Annotated in this window: 15 protein-coding genes; 7 read left to right on the top strand and 8 right to left on the bottom strand. The window is 66.9% G+C overall.

Annotated elements, in window-relative coordinates; translation table 11 throughout:
* Positions 1 to 163 precede the first annotated feature (163 nt).
* Entirely contained in the window at positions 164 to 3,058 is a 2,895-nt protein-coding gene (locus ABJO18_RS15350; RefSeq protein WP_348507561.1) for an insulinase family protein, read from the top strand.
* Between the two features lie 77 nt (positions 3,059 to 3,135).
* On the opposite strand, the gene ABJO18_RS15345 is transcribed toward ABJO18_RS15350, so the two are convergent.
* From ABJO18_RS15345 to ABJO18_RS15335, 3 genes are all read right to left on the bottom strand, one after another.
* The gene (locus tag ABJO18_RS15345) at positions 3,136 to 4,476 is read right to left on the bottom strand and encodes a hypothetical protein (protein ID WP_348507560.1); all 1,341 of its coding nucleotides are present in this window, start codon (positions 4,474 to 4,476) and stop codon (positions 3,136 to 3,138) included.
* Positions 4,477 to 4,572: 96 nt separating this feature from the next.
* Positions 4,573 to 5,082, bottom strand: coding sequence for a hypothetical protein (locus ABJO18_RS15340; RefSeq protein ID WP_348507559.1), 510 nt, complete (start codon positions 5,080 to 5,082; stop codon positions 4,573 to 4,575).
* Between the two features lie 214 nt (positions 5,083 to 5,296).
* The gene (locus ABJO18_RS15335; protein WP_348507558.1) at positions 5,297 to 6,361 is read right to left on the bottom strand and encodes a helix-turn-helix domain-containing protein; all 1,065 of its coding nucleotides are present in this window, start codon (positions 6,359 to 6,361) and stop codon (positions 5,297 to 5,299) included.
* Positions 6,362 to 6,575: 214 nt separating this feature from the next.
* Between ABJO18_RS15335 and ABJO18_RS15330 the strand changes: the two genes are divergently transcribed.
* Both ABJO18_RS15330 and ABJO18_RS15325 read left to right on the top strand, forming a co-directional pair.
* A complete protein-coding gene (locus ABJO18_RS15330) occupies positions 6,576 to 7,700 on the top strand; it encodes a hypothetical protein (protein WP_348507557.1) in 1,125 nt (374 codons plus the stop codon).
* Positions 7,697 to 8,623, top strand: coding sequence for a hypothetical protein (locus tag ABJO18_RS15325; protein ID WP_348507556.1), 927 nt, complete (start codon positions 7,697 to 7,699; stop codon positions 8,621 to 8,623). The genes ABJO18_RS15330 and ABJO18_RS15325 overlap by 4 nt, the downstream gene beginning before the upstream one ends.
* Positions 8,624 to 8,673: 50 nt before the next feature.
* Here ABJO18_RS15325 and ABJO18_RS15320 read toward each other — a convergent pair whose 3' ends face one another.
* From ABJO18_RS15320 to ABJO18_RS15300, 5 genes are read right to left on the bottom strand one after another with little or no spacing between them, the layout of a single operon-like run.
* Positions 8,674 to 9,615 (bottom strand): formylglycine-generating enzyme family protein, encoded by a 942-nt coding sequence (locus ABJO18_RS15320; protein ID WP_348507577.1) that lies wholly within the window; start codon positions 9,613 to 9,615, stop codon positions 8,674 to 8,676.
* Positions 9,612 to 10,700, bottom strand: a complete 1,089-nt coding sequence (locus ABJO18_RS15315; protein ID WP_348507555.1) for an MBL fold metallo-hydrolase — start codon at positions 10,698 to 10,700, stop codon at positions 9,612 to 9,614. Before ABJO18_RS15315 ends, ABJO18_RS15320 begins: the two co-directional genes overlap by 4 nt.
* Complete coding sequence (locus ABJO18_RS15310; RefSeq protein ID WP_348507554.1) at positions 10,697 to 11,962, bottom strand: DsbA family protein; 1,266 nt, start codon at positions 11,960 to 11,962, stop codon at positions 10,697 to 10,699. The genes ABJO18_RS15315 and ABJO18_RS15310 overlap by 4 nt, the downstream gene beginning before the upstream one ends.
* An 8-nt stretch (positions 11,963 to 11,970) precedes the next feature.
* Positions 11,971 to 13,614 carry a sulfatase-like hydrolase/transferase gene (locus ABJO18_RS15305; RefSeq protein ID WP_348507553.1) on the bottom strand — a complete coding sequence of 548 codons (1,644 nt, stop codon included), beginning with the start codon at positions 13,612 to 13,614 and terminating at the stop codon, positions 11,971 to 11,973.
* A 1-nt stretch (position 13,615) separates the two neighbouring features.
* Positions 13,616 to 14,317, bottom strand: coding sequence for a glutathione S-transferase N-terminal domain-containing protein (locus ABJO18_RS15300; RefSeq protein WP_348507552.1), 702 nt, complete (start codon positions 14,315 to 14,317; stop codon positions 13,616 to 13,618).
* A 108-nt stretch (positions 14,318 to 14,425) separates the two neighbouring features.
* Between ABJO18_RS15300 and ABJO18_RS15295 the strand changes: the two genes are divergently transcribed.
* From ABJO18_RS15295 to ABJO18_RS15280, 4 genes are read left to right on the top strand one after another with little or no spacing between them, the layout of a single operon-like run.
* Positions 14,426 to 14,818, top strand: a complete 393-nt coding sequence (locus ABJO18_RS15295; RefSeq protein WP_348507551.1) for a hypothetical protein — start codon at positions 14,426 to 14,428, stop codon at positions 14,816 to 14,818.
* A complete protein-coding gene (locus tag ABJO18_RS15290) occupies positions 14,815 to 15,435 on the top strand; it encodes a TetR/AcrR family transcriptional regulator (RefSeq protein WP_348507550.1) in 621 nt (206 codons plus the stop codon). Before ABJO18_RS15295 ends, ABJO18_RS15290 begins: the two co-directional genes overlap by 4 nt.
* A complete protein-coding gene (locus ABJO18_RS15285; protein WP_348507549.1) occupies positions 15,432 to 16,586 on the top strand; it encodes a glutathione S-transferase family protein in 1,155 nt (384 codons plus the stop codon). The genes ABJO18_RS15290 and ABJO18_RS15285 overlap by 4 nt, the downstream gene beginning before the upstream one ends.
* A gap of 2 nt (positions 16,587 to 16,588) precedes the next feature.
* Positions 16,589 to 18,352: an arylsulfatase gene (locus ABJO18_RS15280; RefSeq protein ID WP_348507548.1), complete on the top strand. Its 1,764-nt coding sequence runs from the start codon at positions 16,589 to 16,591 to the stop codon at positions 18,350 to 18,352.
* Positions 18,353 to 18,636: the final 284 nt, after the last annotated feature.

Genomic DNA, 18,636 nt, shown 5'->3' with positions numbered 1-18,636 from the left:
CCTGAAACGCGGCGTATGCGGAATACCTCCATTTTTTTTCACTGCAGCTGCAGACTTTCTGCACCGGGCGCAGTGTCGATGAAGTTTTTATGGAGGGAAGTACGCGATGCAGCGTCTTGCTGAGCATCCACACTGAAACGACGCTTGTACCCAAGGAGTCCCGATGTCGCCTTCACGATCCCTCGCCGCCCTGCTCGCGGTGACGACGATGCTGACCGCGCCTGCGCTCGCTCAGACTGCATCCGCCGAACGCCCGGGCTTCGCCCATACCGGCAGCGACCTGCCGCACGATCCGCGTATCCATTATGGCGAGCTGGACAATGGCGTGCGCTTTGCCGTGATGCAGAATGACAGCCCGTCCGGCACCGCCTCGATCCGCCTGCGCATCGCTGCCGGTTCCCTGGCCGAAGCCGAGAGAGAGGGCGGTATCGCCCACTATCTCGAACACATGGCCTTCAACGGTTCGGAGAATTTCGAGGAAGGCGAGATGGTGAGAACCCTCGAGCGCCACGGCCTGTCCTTCGGCGGCGACACCAATGCCCATACCAGCTTCGACGAGACGGTCTACAAGCTGAACCTGCCCAATACCGACGAAGACACGTTCGACGTCGCCATGATGCTGATGCGCGAGACGGCCGAATACCTTACGCTGGCCGACGAGGCGATCGACCGCGAGCGCGGCATCATCCTGTCGGAAATGCGCAGCCGCAACACGCTGCAATATCGCGAGATCCTGGCCAACTGGTCCTTCCTGACGCCGGACAGCGGGCTGGTGGAAAGCATGCCGATCGGCACGCATGAATCCGTCTCAGGCCTGACCTCGGAACAGATCCGCGGCTTCTATCACACGCACTACCACCCGCAGCGCGCCTTCGTGGTGATTGTCGGCGACCTGCCGGTCGAGCGGGCGCAGGCCTATGTCGAGCAATGGTTCGGCGACTGGGAAAGCCCGCGCGAACCCGGACCGATCGTGCGCGCCGCGGCCCCGTCGGCGATGACGCCGGGCGCCGTTGCCCAGTTCGCCGATCCCGACGTGATGCCGTCGGTGTCGATCGCGGTCCAGCACCCCTATGTCGACGAGCCGGACAATGCCGCAACGCGTCGCCAGACCCTGGTCGAACAGCTGGGCAACCGTATTCTCTCCCAGCGCTTCCGCGTGCTCTCGCACGAGCCGGATGCCACCGTCCAGCGCGGCTTCGTGCGTTCCGGCAAGCTGCAGGGTTCAGTCGAGACCGCGACGATCGAGATCGGCGGGCACCAGGAAAACTGGCAGGCCAATCTCGCCCTCGCCGAGCAGGAGCTGCGCCGTGCCCTGCAGCACGGTTTCAGCGAGGCGGAGCTCGCGCGCGAACTCGTCGAACTGCGCGCCCACTATGAGAGCGAAGCCGATGCTGCCGACTCCGCCGAGACCCATTCGCGCTTCGGCGGCCTGACGCGCGAGATCATCCAGGCCTATGACAATGACCGGGTGATGATGCACCCGGCCGACCAGCTCGCCTGGTTCGAAACGGCCTCGCAGGATGTCACCGCCGAAGAGGTGACCGCCGCATTCCGGGCCAACTGGACCGGTTACGAGAATCCGCTGGTCTTCCTCTCCACGACGCAGGAAGTGGAAGATCTGGAAACACAGGTCGCGAACATCCTGGCAGAGAGCCGGTCGGTCGCCGTGGAGGCGCCCGAGGACGATGGCGATCTGGAGTTTGCCTATACCGATTTCGGCGATCCGGGCACGGTCGTGTCCGATGTCACGCTGGACGAGGAGGATGCCCGCCTCGTGCGCTTTGCCAATAATGTGCATCTCAACATCAAGCGCACCGACTATACCGAGGGCGAGGTGCAGGTGGTGGCGCGTGTGGGCGACGGCGCCCTCTCCCTGCCGCGCCGTGACGAGGGCCTGCGCCGGCTGGCGCTGAACCTGCTCAACAGCGGCGGCCTGGAGGCCCATACCAGTCTCGAAATCGACCGCATCCTGGCCGGCTCCGGCATCGGATCGCGCCTCTTCTTTGCCGAAGACAGTTCGAGCATCCGCCTGTCCGGCACGGCCCCGGTCGACCGCATGCCCGACCTGCTCAACCTGCTCACCGCCTACACCACGGCGCCGGGCATGCGTGAAGACGCCGGCGAGCGCTACAAGGACCGGCTGAGCACCTGGTATCCCACCCACGACTCCACGCCCATGGGCGTCGCAAACCGCGAAATTCCGCGCCTCATCCGCTCCGGCGACCGGCGCTTCGGCTTCGACGATCTGGACAATTTCCTCGACGCCGACCACGCCGAAGCGGCGGCCTGGCTGGAGGAACAGCTGACCCAGGGTGCGATCGAGCTGACCGTGATCGGCGATGTCGACCCCGATGCCGTGATCGCCGAAGTCGCGCGCACTTTCGGTGCGGTCAATGCCCGCCCCGAGACGCGCGGCAGCTATCCCGAGCAGACGGCACTGGTCTTCCCGGACGGCAATGAAACCCCGGTCACCTTCACCCATACCGGTGAAGCCGACCAGGCGCTGCTGCGGGTCTACTGGCCCACGCCGGACGGAACGGACGCCCAGACGACACGCGAGATGCGTGTCCTGCGCGGCCTGGTCCGCAACCGCATGGTCGACGAGATCCGCGAGCGCACCGGTGCGGCCTATTCACCGGGCGTCGGCATGTATTCCGATCCGGAATTCCCGGGCTATGGCTACATCTTTGTCCACCTCGAGCTGGAGCCGGAAGGCGTTCCCGGCGTGCTCGAACAGGTCGACATGGTGGCTTCGGAGCTTCGCGCGGCCAGTATCGGCGAGGATGAGTTCCAGCGGGCGCTCCGGCCGATCACGGGCGATCTGGAATCCTCCACCCAGAGCAATGGCTATTGGGATTATGTCCTGTCCGACGCCCAGTCCGGCGGCTGGGGCCTCGGCGATCACCGCACACGGGCCTCCGGCTATGAGGCGGTAACCCTGGAAGACGTGCAGGAACTCGCCCGTCAGGTCTTTGCCCAGGGCAATGCCCTGCGTGTGCAGATCCTGCCCGAAGACGAAACCGGCGATGCCGGCGACAGCGCCGACGGCGTCTACTGACCCCCCACGGCCGTCACAACGGCCACGGAAAGCCCCCGCCGCACCCTCCGCGGCGGGGGCTTTTTACTGGATCAATATCAATGCGCCGGGTTCCACACCGGCTGGACCGCTTCGCCCGCTGCATTGCGATAAATCACGCCGGTCAGTTCCCGGCCGTCATGGCTGTAGCGGACCTCGGCAAAGCCCCAGACCGCATGATCGACGGACTGGCCGGCGGCGTCGCTGAAGCGCTCTCCGGTCTGCCGGCCCGCATGGTCGAACCGGATATGCCGCCGCGCATAACCCGTCGCCGGATCGGTTACCGGTTCGCCCACCAGGTTCACGGACACGGTCTCGACAATCCGCCCGGCATCATCAATGCGGCTGCGATAGGCGTGGATGCCGGTATCCGAACGGGCCACGGCGTTACCATCCGCATCGAAATACGCGTCTTCCAGCAGCACCGCCCCATCGTCCGTCCAGCGCGAGCGGACCTGGGCCGTACCATTGTTGACGGTGACGCGTGCGCCATCCGCATCGAGAAAGCGCCGCTCGACCGGATTGCCGAACCGGTCGAATGAATAGGCGACCGTATGAGCGCCCCAGCGGGTTGCCTGCGGCGACCCGTCGGCATCGATGAAATCGGCCCGCTGCTCACTGTAGTAGGGCCCGGGATCGTAGCGGATCTCGGCGATCGCGCTCATGCCGCGCCGAGCCTGGCCGTCCTCGCCCAGATTGCGCCAGCGCGTGAACTGGGCGTGGTCATTATAGCGGATTTCCGTCGCCACAATGCCGGCATCGTCCGGTACCGGCGCGACACCGTCCTCGCCCCAGTTTTCCATCCGGCGCAACAGGCCGTCGGCATCGAAATGGAAGCGCGTGACGAAATAGCCGAAGCCGGGCCGGTTGCGGGTGATATTGCCGGCGATGTCGTAGCGGTGCTCGGTCACCACGGCGTGCGGGTCGACCGACCAGGCGTAGCGCGCAATGCCGAAATGGTCCTCGACGGCCTCGCCCTCGATGCCGAAAAAGCGCGCCGTCAGCCGCTCATTCTCGTCCGACAGCGTGAAGCGTGTTTCGTAGACATTGCCCGACACGAGGGTCCGGTTGCCATGTTCGTCATAGTACCGGCGGATTTCCAGTCCCGGTTCGTAGGCGATGCGGATCATCGGCGCCCGGACGAAACGGCCCTCATGGGCCCTCAGCGCGCCGTTCTGCCGGAAGCTGACCTCGACCAGGCGGCCGGCAGCGTCGTAGGACAGCCGGAAATATTTCCGGTCGCCCAGCGCGTCCGGCGCCAGCTCACGGGCGCATCGCATGTCGGAAAACGGTGTCTCCCGGAAAGTCATCGACGCGCAGAACTGGTGGCGCGACACATCCGGCTCTGCCGGACTGGCAAGCATTGCAGCGGCGGCGGCAAGGCCGGGTATGACGATCATGCTTTTTCCTTCTTCAGTGGCATCTTGAATGCGGTGCGGCGGGCCGGCCCGAGAGTGGGGATACCGTGGCCGGCCCGCCGCTTATGTCCTCGCGGTCTATTGCGAGGCCATCTGGTCGAACCAGGCGCGGTACATCGGCGCCACGGCATCGCCGTAGTAGAGGAATTCCGGCTCGTCGCGGCGCAGGGCGACATTGTCGTCGGCAAAGGCCACGAAGACCGGTGTGTCGTGGGTCGGCGTGCCGTGTGCGGCACGCAGGGCGGCCAGGTGCGTGGCTTCTTCGGCCGCATCGGTCAGCACCCAGATGAAGACCAGGCTGTCATCGGCAAAGACGAATTCGGCCAGACGCCCGGCGCCGGCGTGATCGAAGCCGCGGCAATCGACCTGGACATGGCTGGTTTCGGCGACCGGCAGGTCGGCCGGATCGAGCGTGCGGACATCATAGTCGTCGCACAGCCGGTCGAAGGCCGGCGACATCGCCTCGAGGCCGGCGCCAAAGCTGACATCGGCGGGCAGCGCGGTGCCTTCGGCATAGGCCGTGGCGCAGCCCGCGTTGAAGAAGGCCAGGGACAGGGCGGCAAGGCTGAGGAGGTTTTGAGGACGCATGGATTTTCCTTTCGCGTGGATCGCGTTTGAACACGCCGGCGGTTTTCGGGCCGGCCTGCCCCTCCTGTCGTCCCATTGCGCGATCCCGGTCGTCCCGAAACCTGTTTCGGGACCGATTAGTTGCTCCGTGGCTCTTTTTTCGTTGTTCCCGCTCCGCCCGGCCCGCGCCTGCCGCTGCGCCCCGTGCCGGAGTCGATGCTCGCCTGGAACGCGCTCAGGGTTGCAGGGCCCGCGTACCGCTCCGCCCGGCCCGCGCGTCCTCAAAGGCCTCGGTCGGGGTTTTTCCGGTCACCTCGCGATAGATCCGGTTGAAGGTGGACTTCGAATTGAAGCCGGCCTCGTAGGCGAGCTCCATGATGGTCCGGCCGGCATTGTCCGGGTCCGCCATCAGCACATCGATGGCGCGGACCCGGTAGCCGTTGATGAAGCGGGCGAAACTGGCCCGGCCGTGCAGGTTGATGGCCCGCGAGACGTCGCGCGGGCTCAGCCGGAGCCGGGTCGCCAGATCGGTCAGCGACAGGCGCGGCTCCTGCCAGGCAGCCTCGCGTTCGATCAGCTGGCCGATCCGCGCAAACGCCTCGGCATAGCGGGTCTCATCCTCGTCGGCCGGCGGGCGCGGCGCCGTCAGGGCGATGTCGGGCAGCGCGCCCCGCTTGTCGTCATGCGACCGCGCAGCCCGCGTCATCAGGGTCAGGAGCGCGACCACCGCGACAATGATCACCGCCAGGGCCAGATCGTCCGGGATGGCCTGCGAGGTGAAGCCGATCACTTCACGGCCGATATCCAGCAGCGCCAGCGCGATGAAGGCAACAAGCGCCGCATGGACCCAGTCCAGCGAAATGGCCAGATCGTCCGAGCGCCATTCTGCCCTTTGCCGCCCGTGCCGGTAGAGCTGCTGCAGCGCCAGGCCGATATAGATGACCAGGCTGGGCAAGCCGAACAGGTAGGGGATGGGCGGTTCGGGCTGCCAGATCGCGATGACGAGCGCGGGCAGCGCGTGAAGGGCCGTGACCGGTTGCCAGCGGAAAGCCTCTGCCGCCACGCCCCGGACGAACAGGTAGAAAGCCGGGCCGTAGACCAGACCGAACGCACTGGTGATGTCGAAGGCCGGCCCGATCACGCCCAGGCCGACGCCCAGATTGAAGGCCATGTGGACGGAAAAGGTGGCGCACAACAGGGTCAGCCCGCGCAGGCGCGGCCGCGAGAGGAGAAGACAGGCCAGGATCGCGCAATGATAGGCGGCGATCAGCTGGGTGATATCGAGCGTCGACAGATACATGGGCACCCGGTTGGCAGCAGCACCGGACAGGCGCGCTGAAGATGGCGGCCAGCCTGCCCCTCTCTAGGAGCGCCATGCCGGCAGCCGATAACACCCACCGAGATTATCAGCCCGTTGCCGCGCATGTCGTTAAATTCAATCCAGCTTATCCGGGCACCCCGGCCACACGGCAAAGGTGTCGTCTCCGTCTTCCCTGACCCCCACGAGACACATCATGTTCAAGACCCGCCTGCTGGCCTCTGCAATTCTGGCGCTTTCCGCCTCGGCTCCCGCCCTCGCCCAGGACAATGCCGACTACCGGCATCTGATGTTCCGCGAGTCGCCCTACGCCCCCTATCGCGGCATCCATCCGATCGAGCCCGAAGAGGCCGAGGCCGTCGCGCATTACGACTTCTCCTACGACGCTCAGGGACGGGTGACGCGGATCGCCTACCAGATCGGCGACACGCCGATCGGCGATAACGGCGTCTTCGACACCTTCATCTGGTTCGCACCGGAAGTGCGGATTGCCTATGAGGACGGCCGCGAGATCCACACCTATTACGGCCGCAGCGGCGAGCAGATCTCGGCCCATGGCGATGTCTACCGGGCGGTCTATACGCTCGACGAGACCGGCGCCCGCACCGCGCTGGAATTCTTCGACGAAAGCGGCGCGCCCTCCCAGAACGCCTGGGGCGTTCACCGCTATAGCTGGCGGCCGTCCGATGACGGGCACATTTTCGAGAACCGCTACGATCTGGCCGGCGAGATGGTGGCGATGCGGCCCGAGCTGGAATTCTACGAGATCAAGCTGGAATACGATCGCGACGGGCGTCTCGCCTTCATGCGCAATTATGGCCGCAATGGCGAGCCGACCAACAATCCCACCGGTGCCGGTATCGACCGCATCACCTATGACCTCGCCGGTAATTTCATCCGCTGGCAGGTCTATGATCATGCCGGCAATGCGGTCGAGGGCAACACCCCCGGCGTGCATCTGGGCGAGCATCTCTACGACGCAAACGGCAACAAGATCGGCATGCGCGGCTTTGACCGGCACGGCAATGTCCAGACCTTCTCCTGGGGCACGGTGCTCAACCGCGTGCGCTATGACGAACACGGCAATCGCGCCGAGATATGGAATTACGGCCCGGACTGGAACGAAACCATCCGCCTCCAGTGGACCTGGTCGGAGGACGGCACCCGTGTCACCGCCATCCGGTCGCTGACGCCGGAGGGCGAGCTGGTCGCACACGCCGCAATGGGCGGCGCGGCCCTCCTGCGCTTCGAACGCAACGAGGACGGCAGTGTTTCGCGCCAGGCCTTCGACGCAAACATGGCGCCACTGGAGCTGCAATGATGCGACCCGAGTTCGCCATGATCGGCGTGCTGATCGGGTCCATCATACTGGCGGCGGCGGTCCAGAGCGGCCGCCCCCGTCCCGAGCCGGTCCTCACCGACCCGGCATCGGTCGACTATGGGTTCAGCCTGTCGCCCGATGGACGGCAGGCCTTCTACACCCATGCGAACCCCGAGCGAACGGAGCGCCATCTGTATCGGGCCGAAATGCTGGCCGGGCAGATCGTCAACGCGTCACCGCTGCTCCTGGACGGCAAGACCGTGCCGGGCGGCGATGTGCAGATCGCACCCGATGGCGAGCGGCTGGTCTTCTATAGTCGCGACCTGCCGGCCGGCGGCGTTCGGACCCCTGATGGCGACATCTTCATGGCACACCGCGAGGCGAATGGCTGGAGTGCGCCTCTTGCCCTGCCGGCGCAGATCAATACCAGCCATGACGAATACTATCCGGTGCTGACCGACAGCGGAAACCTCTATTTTTCCCGCAACCTGCCCGGTACCGGCTATGACATCTTCGTCGCGCGCTGGATCGACGGCGCCTGGCAGGACGCCGAGCGCCTGCCCGGAACGATCAATACCGGTCTGCTGGAATCTGATGCCTATATCGCGCCGGACGAGAGTTTCATGATCTTCGTGCGGATGAATGGGTCCGACGGTCTGGGCAGTTCCGATCTCTACATCAGCTGCCGCAATGACGGGATCTGGTCGGCCGCCGTCAATCTGGACCGGCCGTTCAATTTCGAGGGGGTGGATGGCAGCCCCTTCGTCACCGCGGACCGGGAATGGCTTTACTACACCTCGAACCGGACGAGCACCGATCCCGCCGTGTTCGACGGCCATCTGGGCATCTACCGCATTCGCCTCGGCCCCGGGCGGATCGAGCGCTTGTGCGCGGCCGCCAGGACCTCGAGCGCGATCAGGTGAGGCGGGAACCGGTTCACCGGTTCGATCACGCGACCACTCAAGAACCTGGTCTAGTCGTCCAGTTCCCGCACGACCGTGCGGAATCCGATGTGGCTGGCCGAAAAATCCCATTCCTGGGGCTGACGGGCAGCCGGGCGGAAGCGGGCGCAGAAGTCCGAGGCGCACAGATAGGAACCGCCGCGGATCGTGCCCGCCGCGCCGCTCGCGTCGAACGGGCTGGCGGTCCACTCCCAGACATTGCCGATCATGTCGAAAGCGCCGAACGGATTGGCCTCATAGCAGGCGACCGGCGACAGTCCGGCAAACCCGTCATCGCCGCGATCGATGACCGGGAAGACGCCCTGCCAGGTGTTTGCCCGCCAGTCCCCACCCGGCCGGAACTCCTCGCCCCAGGCATAATCGGTGCCGTGACCGCCCCCGCGCGCCGCGATCTCCCATTCGTCCTCGTCCGGCAGATCGGCGCCGGCCCAGTCGGCATAGGCACGGGCGTCGGCAAAGGCGACATGGACGACCGGATAGCCCGCGCGGCCCTCGATATCGCTGCCGGGCCCCTCCGGATGACGCCAGCTCGCACCCGGCACGAAGCGCCACCAGTATCCCGTCCCGGCATCGACGCCGAACACGGCCGAACCCGGCTCCAGCAGGGCCGGATCGATATCGGGATAGTCGGCCGGATCGGGCTGGCGCTCGGCGACGGTGATATAGCCCGTCGCCTCCACGAAGGCCGCGAACTGGGCATTGGTGACCTCGTGCGCATCGATACCGAAGCCCGGCGTGGTGACCGTCCGTTCGGGCCGTTCTTCCGGATTGCGCACCGGGCCGCCGATCAGATACTCGCCGGCCGGAATGGCGACGCGTTCGCCCGGCGTGACCGGACGGCAGGCCTCGGCGTGCGGCGCGGGCGCGGAGGCGCCGCCACCCCCGCCGCATCCCCCCAGCACAAAGGCCAGCACACAAGCCAAGCCCAGGACTGGCGGCAGGCGGGAGATCATAGCCAATGCGCAAACTCCACCGCATCCGACCCGGCAGGCAGCTGGATCACATCGCCATCGCGGGCCAGGCGCACCGGCCCGTCGAACCGCGCCCGCGCCTCGCGCAGGAAGGCCGGCTCCATCAGCCGCGACGGCACCGGCGGCACGACATGGGTCAGCACGAGGGCGCGCGTGCCGCTGGCAGTCGCGGCCTCGGCGGCGCCGGCCGGCGTGGTGTGATAATCGAGAATATCCACCGTGATCGTCGCCAGATTATCCAGCCCGCGATCCGATGCGGCCCGGGTGATCGGTGCCACCATGCGCGGCTCCAGCGCCTCGACGATCAGCACGTCGGCGCCTTCGGCCAGGACCGCAAAGCCCGGCGAGCGCCCGGCATGCAGATCGCCGCTGATCACCAGCGAGCGGCCGGCATAATCGAACCGGTAGGCCACGGCCGGATCGGCCGGTGCATGATCGACCCGCACGGCGCGCACGACCAGACCGGCCTCTTCATAAACCGTGACGGGTACCGAGCCGTCGCCGGGTTCGAAAACCCGGGCCACCAGACCGCGTCCGGCAGGCGGGGCGATGGCGGCGCCGTGATGGCCGGTGCGATAGGTGCTGTCGAGCGCATAGGCGGCGTTGAACCCGTCGACCACGGCCTCGACTCCCGGCGGACCGTGCACCGGCAGCGGCGCTTCGGCGGCGCGGCCGATCCAGCGCTGCAGGCCCAGATCGCCCAGATCGCTGAGATGGTCGGAGTGGAAATGGGTGAGGAAGGCCGCCTCGATCGCGCCGGCCGGCAGGCCGGACAGGAGCAGGTTCGCCACCGATCCCGAGCCGCTGTCGACCACGAAGACCCGCTCGCCCGCGATCACCGCGACACAGGCCTGCGCCCGCGTCGGATCGGGCAGCGGCGAGCCGGTGCCGCAGAACATCACATGCAGCCCGTCGGGCAATTCGCCCAGCCGGTCGCGGCCCACGCGTTCGGAGACCTGCCGGGCAAAGGCGCGCTCGCCCAGGCCGGGCAGAAAGGCCTTCGCCGACACGGCCAGCAGCGCCAGCACACCCAGAACCACCGCCGCGACAAGGATCAGACGTTTCATGTGCTGTGCTCCGCCATGTGTTGAAGCGCGTCCTCGACCACCCAGAGCCGGTCCTGGCCCCAGACGGCGCAATCGCCGACCCGGTAGCTGGGCACGCCCCACAGGCCGAGACCGGCCAGTTCGGTACGGTGACGCTCGGCGACCGCCCGCCAGCTCTCGTCCGCCAGGGCGGCATCGACATCGGTGCGGTCCAGCCCCGCGCGTTCGGCCATGATCCGCAGGCCGCGATCGCTGCCGCCATCGAGCCCTTCCGACCAGGCCCCGCGCAGGAAGCTCAGCAGGAAGGCCTCGCCCTTGCCCTGCCCGATCGCGCGATGCAGCACGGCCAGGCCGCGCTCGGTCGGCCGTCCCAGCGGATCGGAGATATCGCCGAAGGGCAGGCCGAGCCGCTGAGCCTCGCGGGCGCAATCCTTGAGGAAATAGACGCCCTTGCGGCGCGGCACCGGCAGGCTGCGCATCACCATGGGCAGGACGAAGTGGATATCGACCTCGACATTCCAGCGCCGCGCCAGCGCGAACACGCGCTCGGCCGCAAGATAGGTGTAGGGGCTGCGCAGGGAGGGAAAGAAGGTCAGCCGCGCACCACCGCAATCGCCCGTGCGGCCACTTTCATGCAGTACCGGGATTTGCGGGGTGAGGCCCGCATCACCTGTCTCGCCGATCAGCCGCGCCTCGAGATGGTGCAGCCGGTCGGCCGCCCAGTACCATTCGCCCTCATACCACAGCGTCGCCGACTGGAAATGCCCAAGCCGGTCGCGCAGCGCCTCGCCGGCCTGACGGGCCGCCGCGGCCCGGCCCCCGCCCGGCGGCAGATCCCTGCCGCTCCACAGGGCCGTATCGATGGCAGCAATCCGCTCCAGCGCATCGGGAGCACCCAGACTTTCAGCCGCCGCCGCTTCGGCCGCCGCGATCCGCTCGGCCGTTGGCGGAGTTGCCAGGCTTGGCACATCCAGGCCCAGACGCTGCGCCAGCCGGACGCTGTCGGCGAGGGCGAAGGCGTCGAGCTGGTCCGGCTCCGGCGCCACGGCGGCTTCGGGCAGGCCGACGAGATGGCAGACAATGTCGGCCTCGAAGCGCTCGGCGAGCGCGCGCACCAGGCCCGGCATCAGCACGCTGGCCGGATCGCCGAAGCGGTGGAAGTAGAGGAATTGCCGGCGCGCGCCCCGGGCCTGCCGTTGGCGCCGGGCCGACAGGCGGGCCGCATCGCGCCGCTTCAGGCTGGTGATCCGGCGATAGACGAGACGTTTGAGCCAGTTACGCATGCCGGTCCTCAATTGGGCCAGTGGACATATTCGTCGTCCGCCGTGCGCGGCTCCAGCAGGTGCCGGTCGATGAAGACGGGCGGCTCGACGAGGCTGGGCCAGATCGGTTCGGCCTGTTCGGCGTCGAGTGCTTCCAGCCGGGCCATCATCGCAGCCAGGCGCGCCGGCTCGGCGTCGGCCAGATCGGTCTGCTCGGTCGGGTCCTCGGCCAGGTTGAACAGCCAGGTGCGTTGCGGATGTTCGGAGACCTGCAGCTTCCAGCCCTCGTGCATGAGCACGCGATAATGGCCGGACCGCCAGAACAGGGCGCGATCGGGTGCCGGACCGCCCGTAGCGACATCGATCAGGTCGATACCGTCAATCGTCCGGTCGCCCGGCAGGTCGGCCCCGGCGGCGCGCGCCGCCGTGGTGAAGAGATCGACATGGGCGGCGGGCGCCTCGATGACGGTGCCCGGCGTCACCCGCGCCGGCCATTCCACCAGCATGGGCACACGGATACCACCCTCGAAGAAGGTCGCCTTCCAGCCACGATAAGGCGCGTTGAGATCGGGAAAGCCGATATAGCCCGGTGCGCCATTATCGGAGGAGAAGACGATGATCGTATTCTCCGCCAGCCCCTCCTCCGCCAGGGTCTCGCGCACCCGGCCCACGGCCCGGTCGATCGCCCGGATCATGGCGGCATAGATGCGCAGCCGCTCATCCTCGACATGCGCCAGCGCCTCGACGTCCGAACGCAGCGCCTGCAGCGGCGTGTGCGGGGCGTTGAGGGCAAGATAGAGAAAGAAGGGCCGGTTGCGGTTGGCCTGGATGGCATTGACCGTCTGATCGGCGAAATAGTCGGTCATGTAGCCGTCCGGCGCAAAGCGCTGCGAACCGTTCCAGCGCACGGCGTAATTCAGATTGGCCCAGAGGAAGGGATCGATCGGATCGAAATCCTGGCGCAGATTGACCGCGTCAGGATGGTCCGGCGGCAGGAAGAGCGCGGCGCCGGGATAGAAGCCGACCCATTCGTCGAAGCCCTGGTTTTGCGGCTGGAAGGGTTCTGCGGCACCCAGATGCCATTTGCCGATGAACAGGGTGCGGTAGCCGCTGTCGCGCAGGATTTCCGCCATGGTGATCTCTTCCGGCGGCAGGCCCTGCTGGTCGGTCGGGATCGCTTCGGCAACCCGGTCCTCATGGAAGATCGCCTCGCGCGGGCCATAGTCGAACGAGCCGATCAGGCGGTGGAAGGCAACCGGCGCCGGTGTGAATTCGAAGCCGAACCGCGTGGCATAGCGGCCGGTCATGATCGCCGCGCGCGAGGGGGCGCAGGTGGCATTGCCGGCATAGCCGTTGACGAAGACCGCACCATTGGCGGCGATGGCGTCGATATTCGGCGTCGGCACATCGCCGGCGGCCAGCCCGCCGCCGAATGTGGTGATGTCATTGATGCCCAGATCGTCGACCAGGATGACGATGACATTCGGCGACCGCTCGCCCGGGGCGGTATCGGCCGTCTGCGGCCCCTGGTCCCAGACGACCTGTTGCGTCTCGCCGATCGGATCGCGCCAGCGGTCGAGCATGCCCGGCAGCGCAATCCGGTGAGGCCAGGCCAGCGCCAGCGCGCCAGCCAGAAGAACGACGATACCGCCAAGGATCAAAAGCCAGCGCATCTCAGTCGTCCTTGCCCGTTGTCACGATGGTGCGTGCACCGCGCACGAAGGTCTCGGCCTTGTTCTTCGCCTCGCTGCCGCCCAGCAGTTCGGAGATATCGACCGGCACCTTGATCCCTGCCTGCGCGGCGGGCCGGTCCTCGATCTGGGCGATCCAGCGATTGAGATGGGGGAAGGGCTCGCGGTCGACGCCTGACCAGAAGGCCGTGCGCGCCCAGCACCAGTTGGCGATATCGGCGATGGAGTAATCCCCGGCCAGATACTCGTTCTGCGCCAGCTGGCCGTCGAGCACACCGAACAGGCGCGCCGTCTCGGCCTGGTAGCGCTGGATGGCCGCTTCGATCTTCTCCGGCATGTAGCGGTAGAAGACATTCGCCTGGCCCATCATCGGGCCCAGCCCGCCCATCTGGAACATCAGCCATTGCAGCACGGCCATGCGCTGTTTCGTGTCCGACGGCATGAAGCGGCCGGATTTTTCGGCCAGATAGATCAGGATGGCGCCGGATTCGAAGATCGTCAGATCGGCCTCGCGATCGACGATGACCGGGATGCGGCCGTTCGGATTGAGGGCGAGGAATTCCGGGGTCTTCTGCTGGCCCTTCATCAGATCGACCGGGTGCACCTCATAGGGCAGCCCCGTCTCCTCGAGCATGACCGACACTTTCCAGCCGTTCGGCGTCGGCGCTGTGTAGAGATCGATCATCGCGGTCCTCCCCGGAATTTCGTCCTGCTCCAGCAGGCGATTTGACGTGACGCTAGATTGTGGCATTGTGCGTGTCAATTGTTTGCGTTCGAGCGGGAGATGCCTGGCATGCTGCAACCCATTCTTCGTGCGACGACCGGCCTGGCCGGCGCCGGTCTTGTCTTTCTGGGCCTTCTGGCCCTGCTGGTGCCGATGCGGCTGATGCCCCATGTCGGGCTGGAAAGCCCCGAGGCGCTGGGCCTCAACTTCATGCGCGGCGATGTCGCCGCCTCGCTCGGACTGATCGGGCTTCTTGCCCTGCGCGCCGCGCTGGCGGGCGATGGCCGGCGTCTGGACATTCCGCTCGCCTGGGCCGGTCTCGTGATCGTGGGACGCCTTCTCGGACTGGTGCTGGATGACGGCGCCATGGCGCACGCCTCCGCCCTCGTGCCGGGTCTCTTCCTCTTCGCCCTGATGATGCCCGCCCGTCTGTGGCTGCGCCCGGCCGGGGCGGCCGCATGACCCGTCCCGCTCCCACCGACGGACGTCATGCCCGGCGCAATGCCAGCCGCGAAAAGATCACGCGCGCCTTCCTGGAATTCGTCCGTGAAGGGGTGAACGAACCCGGCGCCCAGTCCGTCGCCGAACGCGCCGGGGTCAGCGTGCGCACCGTCTTCCGCTGTTTCGAGGACATGGAAGCGCTCTATCAGGAACTCTCCGCGGCCGTGCGCGCCGAATTCCTGCCGCGCGCCGTGCTGGATCTCAACACGGCCGACCGGATGGAGCGCCTGAAACGCCTCGTGGCCAACCGGGTGTCGATGTTCGGCGAGATGGAGCCCTATCGCCTGGCCGCCGAGGATTATCGCGGCCGCTACGAGACCTTCGAGGACGACTACCACTTCCTGATCGCCAAGGAGCGCGAGCGCCTGGAGATCGCCATCAATCCGGACGGCGCGCTGTCGACCGAGCTCTTCGATGCCCTCACCTCCGTCACCGGCTTCGGCTATTGGCGCCGCCTTCGCTTCGATCTGGATCTCACCCGGGCCGGGGCCGCCCGCGTGATGGAGATGTCGGCCTGCGCCATCCTCGACACGCTGGACCGCATTCCACCGGTCGAGGATGAAGGCGGGGTGCGATGAGCGCCCCCCTTACACTTTACGGCGTGCCGGCCTCCTACTTTTCCGGCAAGGCCCGCGCATATCTGCGCAAGCAGGGCATTGCCTTCGAGGAGTATTCCAGCGCGCATCCGGGCTATGGCGAGCGCATCTTCCCGGCGATCGGGCGTTTCGTCCTGCCGGTACTGGAAACGCCTGACGGCACGATCGTCCAGGATTCCGACGACATTATCGGCTGGCTGGAAACCCACGCGACGCCGCGCCTGAGCTGTCATCCACCCGGACCGGTGCAGCGCGTGCTGTCGCACTTTTTCAACCTGGCGGGCAGCGAAGGCCTGATCCGCATGGCGATGCATTACCGCTGGAGCTATCTGGACCGGCAGGACCCGTTCATCGCCGCCGGTTTCATTCACGGCATCGCACCGGAGAGCCCCGCCGACGAGGCCGACGCCCTCGCCCGCCCCATGATGGGCAAGCTGTCGGGCTATCTCGGCATTCTCGGCGTCAATCCCGACAGCATTGAGCACATCGAGGCCAGTTATCACCGGCTGCTCGACGCCTTCCAGGCCCATCTGGCGCACCATCCCTGCCTGTTCGGCGCCTGGCCGAGCCTGGGCGATTACGGGCTTTACGGTCCGCTCTTTGCCCATCTCGGACGCGATCCGGTGCCCGCCTTCGAGATGAAGCAGCGCGCACCCCGCGTGTTCCGATGGACCGAGCGCGTTGGTGCGCCCAATCTGGATATCCTGGAATATCCCAGCTATCCGCATCACGGCTTCCTGCCGGACGATGCGGTGCCGGACACGCTGCTGGCGATCGGGCAGGTTCTGGCCGGCGAGCTCCTGCCGGAGATCACCGATCAGGTCGACGCCTTCAATCGCTGGGCATCCGAGCAGACCGGCGGCGCCGGTTCGCGCCTGCTCGACAAGCCGCACAAGCGGGCCGTCGGCACCACGACAGCACGCTGTTACGGTATCGACTTCACCTCCGGCGTCTCGCCCTACCGCGTCTACCTGCTGCAAAGACTGCGGGACGCGCTGGCCGCCCTCGATGACGGGCCGCGCCAGCGCGCTGCCGGCTGGTTCGAGGCCGCCGGGCTGACACCCCTGTTCGACGCGAAGATCGACCGCCGCATTGCCCGGAAAGGCAATGTCGAGGTCTGGGAGAGCGACTGATCATGACCCGCCACATCCTCACCACCGTCCTGGCCGTTCTGGGCCTTCTTGCCGCAAGCCCCGGCACGGCCCCCGCCCAGGAAGCGGACACGCGGCCGAACATACTGGTCGTGGTGGTGGACGATGCGGCCTTCATGGATTTCGGCGCCTATGGCGGGGAGGCCCGCACTCCGGCCATCGACGCCCTCGCCCGGCGCGGCATGCTGTTCACCGCCCACCGTTCGACACCGCTTTGCGCCCCCTCGCGTGCCATGCTGCTGACCGGTCTGGACGCACACCGGGCCGGCGTCGGCACCATTCCCGAAGTGATCCCGCCGGAACATCGCGGCGCGCCGGGCTATCGCCTGTCGCTCGACCCGTCGGTCGCCACCATTGCGGAAAGCCTGCAGGAGGCCGGCTATTTCACGGCGATGACCGGCAAATGGCATCTGGGCCATGGCGCGGGCGAGACGCCGGACGCCCAGGGGTTCGAGCGCTCCTTTGCACTCGACGCCTCCGGGGCCGATAACTGGGAACAGAAATCCTACATGCCGTACTATCGCGGCGCGCCCTGGTTCGAGGACGGGCAACCGGCAACGCTGCCGGAGGACTTCTACTCCTCGCGCTTCATCGTCGACCGCATGATCGACTATCTCGATACGCCGGAGCGGGACGGCCGGCCCTTCTTTGCCTATGTCGCCTTCCAGGCGATCCACATCCCGCTGCAGGTCGACCCGGCCTATACCGACGCCTATGTCGACACCTATGCCGGCGGCTGGGATGCGCTGCGCGAAGACCGGCTGCAACGCGCCATCGATCTCGGCCTCGTCGCGCCGGACACGGTGCTGGCGGAAACACCCGGCAGGCTGCGCCCCTGGGACAGTCTCACCGACGAGCAACGCACCCTCTATACCCGCTCCATGGCCGTGAATGCCGGCATGCTGGAGGCGATGGACGCGCATCTGGGCCGGCTGATCGATCATCTCGACGCGACCGGCGCGCTGGACAATACGCTGATCGTCATCACGTCCGACAACGGTCCCGAACCCAGCCATCCGGTCGGCGAGCCGGGCTTCCGCTTCTGGATGTTCCGCAACGGCATCAGCTGGGATGTCGAGACGCTGGGCGAGCCGGGCACGACCGCCTTCATCGGGCCGGAATGGGCCTTCGCCGCAGCATCGCCGTTCAACCTGTTCAAATTCTACGCCTCGGAAGGCGGGCTGCGCGTGCCGCTGGTGATAGCCGGACCGGGCATTGCGCAGGGCGGGCGGGTCGGTGCCGCGACCAGTGTCGCCGATATCGCCCCCACCCTCGCCGACGCTGCCGGGCTCGACACCGACCCGGCCCGCTTTGCCGGACGCTCGCTGGCCGGCCTGCTGGCCGGAGCGCCAGACACGGGTTTCGCCGAAAGGAGTATCGGGTTCGAGGTCTCCGGCAATGCCGCCTTCGTGCAGGGGCGCTGGAAGCTCGTGCGCAATCTGGCGCCCTGGGGCAGTGGTGCGTGGCAATTGTTCGATATCGAGGCCGACCCCGGCGAGACCGTCGATCTGGGGGATAGCGAGCCTCTTATCCTCGCCCGCATGATCGCATCGTATAATGACTGGGCCGAGACCGCCGGCGTCCTGCCCATGCCAGAGGGCTACAGCGTGCACCGGCAGATTTTCCGCAACGCGATCCGCCGCCAGCTCAGCTTCTACTGGCCCTGGCTGGCCGGTATCGCCCTGGTCCTGGTGGGAGGCATCGGCATGATCGTCTTCAGCCGCCGCCGCAAAACACACGGCGGCTGAGCACGAGCGGGGTCACAAGGGGGGCGCTATGTCCCTCTTGTGTGCACCCTGTGTCATGCCAATGGCGCAGGTGTGCATGGTTCCGATTTCCCGACACCCCGGCCCGTGTGCCCCCGCTAGCGGCCCAGCGACAGCGGGAGTCTGAGATTGATCCGCGCCGAATTGGCCTCGAAGTCTCCGTCACCGATGCCGGCGAGGCTGACTTCCAGGCCGAGCATGGCGCCATTGGCGAAGACTGCGCCGGCGCCGAAGCGGCCATCGGCGCGCAGATCGCTCTGCCCGCC

The organism is Maricaulis sp. (assembly GCF_039978735.1).
Classification (GTDB): domain Bacteria; phylum Pseudomonadota; class Alphaproteobacteria; order Caulobacterales; family Maricaulaceae; genus Maricaulis.
This window is presented reverse-complemented; position numbering and strand designations above follow the sequence as displayed.

What these genes read in the sequence shown, in the direction of transcription:
- ABJO18_RS15290 (WP_348507550.1), top strand. Translation starts at nt 14,815, where the DNA reads ATGACCCGTCCCGCTCCCACCGACGGACGTCATGCCCGGCGCAATGCC.
- ABJO18_RS15310 (WP_348507554.1), bottom strand. Translation starts at nt 11,962, where the DNA reads ATGCGTAACTGGCTCAAACGTCTCGTCTATCGCCGGATCACCAGCCTG.
- ABJO18_RS15325 (WP_348507556.1), top strand. Translation starts at nt 7,697, where the DNA reads ATGATGCGACCCGAGTTCGCCATGATCGGCGTGCTGATCGGGTCCATC.
- ABJO18_RS15315 (WP_348507555.1), bottom strand. Translation starts at nt 10,700, where the DNA reads ATGAAACGTCTGATCCTTGTCGCGGCGGTGGTTCTGGGTGTGCTGGCG.
- ABJO18_RS15285 (WP_348507549.1), top strand. Translation starts at nt 15,432, where the DNA reads ATGAGCGCCCCCCTTACACTTTACGGCGTGCCGGCCTCCTACTTTTCC.
- ABJO18_RS15320 (WP_348507577.1), bottom strand. Translation starts at nt 9,615, where the DNA reads ATGATCTCCCGCCTGCCGCCAGTCCTGGGCTTGGCTTGTGTGCTGGCC.
- ABJO18_RS15335 (WP_348507558.1), bottom strand. Translation starts at nt 6,361, where the DNA reads ATGTATCTGTCGACGCTCGATATCACCCAGCTGATCGCCGCCTATCAT.
- ABJO18_RS15305 (WP_348507553.1), bottom strand. Translation starts at nt 13,614, where the DNA reads ATGCGCTGGCTTTTGATCCTTGGCGGTATCGTCGTTCTTCTGGCTGGC.
- ABJO18_RS15345 (WP_348507560.1), bottom strand. Translation starts at nt 4,476, where the DNA reads ATGATCGTCATACCCGGCCTTGCCGCCGCCGCTGCAATGCTTGCCAGT.
- ABJO18_RS15340 (WP_348507559.1), bottom strand. Translation starts at nt 5,082, where the DNA reads ATGCGTCCTCAAAACCTCCTCAGCCTTGCCGCCCTGTCCCTGGCCTTC.
- ABJO18_RS15280 (WP_348507548.1), top strand. Translation starts at nt 16,589, where the DNA reads ATGACCCGCCACATCCTCACCACCGTCCTGGCCGTTCTGGGCCTTCTT.
- ABJO18_RS15330 (WP_348507557.1), top strand. Translation starts at nt 6,576, where the DNA reads ATGTTCAAGACCCGCCTGCTGGCCTCTGCAATTCTGGCGCTTTCCGCC.
- ABJO18_RS15295 (WP_348507551.1), top strand. Translation starts at nt 14,426, where the DNA reads ATGCTGCAACCCATTCTTCGTGCGACGACCGGCCTGGCCGGCGCCGGT.
- ABJO18_RS15350 (WP_348507561.1), top strand. Translation starts at nt 164, where the DNA reads ATGTCGCCTTCACGATCCCTCGCCGCCCTGCTCGCGGTGACGACGATG.
- ABJO18_RS15300 (WP_348507552.1), bottom strand. Translation starts at nt 14,317, where the DNA reads ATGATCGATCTCTACACAGCGCCGACGCCGAACGGCTGGAAAGTGTCG.